This window comes from Candidatus Thermoplasmatota archaeon, assembly GCA_030018475.1.
GTDB lineage: Archaea > Thermoplasmatota > JASEFT01 > JASEFT01 > JASEFT01 > JASEFT01.
The window spans coordinates 13,549-14,699 of record JASEFT010000003.1 but is presented as its reverse complement, the minus strand read 5'-3'; the positions used below and the strand labels follow the sequence as shown (position 1 = coordinate 14,699).

Here is a 1,151-nt window from a genome sequence, read left to right as displayed (position 1 = left end):
AAGTGCCTGTGCTCCAAATAAATACTCTCTGTGCACTTGCTTTAGTCCAGTTAGCTACGCTAGTATTTCTAGGCTCAATAACGCTTGGCTCTGCTTGCGCAACAGCATCGCCAGTAGAAATAGTTAATGATAGTCCATCTCCAATAGGATCGTTAGCTACACCTGTAAGCGTGGTTACCCCAGAGCTATCATTAACGTATTCTGTATGAAGTTTATCCCTGTAATAATAAGTGCACCACTGCATATCCTCAAGATTAGCGTCTGCAACGAACAAGCTACCGCCTTGCTCTAAATAAGCTTCTTGAGCACGAATATCTCTGCCTTTGAATCTAACATCATAATTGCCTGTGAACCAAATCACTACATCAAACGCTTTTAAAGTATCTGCGTGAGAAGGCGTACCATAAGCAGTCCTATCCCATAACTCGTTAATAGTGCCTTCAGTCTGTTTTACATTCCAGTATTCGTAACCTATTCCAGACGCATTAAGTGCATCTGTATAATATTTTTCATAGGAAGCGCCGCCATCATCATCTACTACAAATACTTTTTTGTCAGTTACTTTAATAGTAACGTTAGCGCCGTCGTTAGCTGGTTTTTCGTCACCAGCTAATTCTGCTTGAATTCTTACTTGATAACTTCCTGGCTGAGATGGGGTAGTCCAGTTGAAAGAAAGATAGGCAACTTCTTTCTGACCTAAACTTATATATTTGGTTTCTACAGCAGAGCCTTGGAAATATAATTTTACAGGTACATTTGTTTCACTGACTTTTCCCCAGTTCCTAATAAATGCATCTACGTAAGTTGTAGAATTAACTCTTGCATACCAAGGCGCTCGTATAGTATTGCGCCAAGAGCCCAGACCCCAGCCCCAATGAACTTGAATAGTGAAATCGTGAGTATAAGCAGAAGGCGCAAGATTAGCTCTAAGGAATGGCGCCCACTGAATATTTGAAAGTTCAGAATGTCCGAAATCTATAGCAACTTCATTGTGCTTGTCTTTAAGATAAGTATCGTACATCGCTAAAAAGAGACTTGCATATCTATAGCCGGCGGTGCCGCCACCCCAGCTCTTAGGCGGTAGAAATATACTCAAACCGTTATCGCCTGTGCCCCCTTTCTTTGCTATTACCGTGGAGCTTACGTTAGCC

Annotated in this window: 1 protein-coding gene; it reads right to left on the bottom strand. The window is 41.7% G+C overall.

The genetic code is table 11. The features are described from left to right. A partial coding sequence (locus QMD21_00965; protein ID MDI6855342.1) for a CARDB domain-containing protein occupies positions 1-1,151 on the bottom strand: 1,151 nt, incomplete at both ends.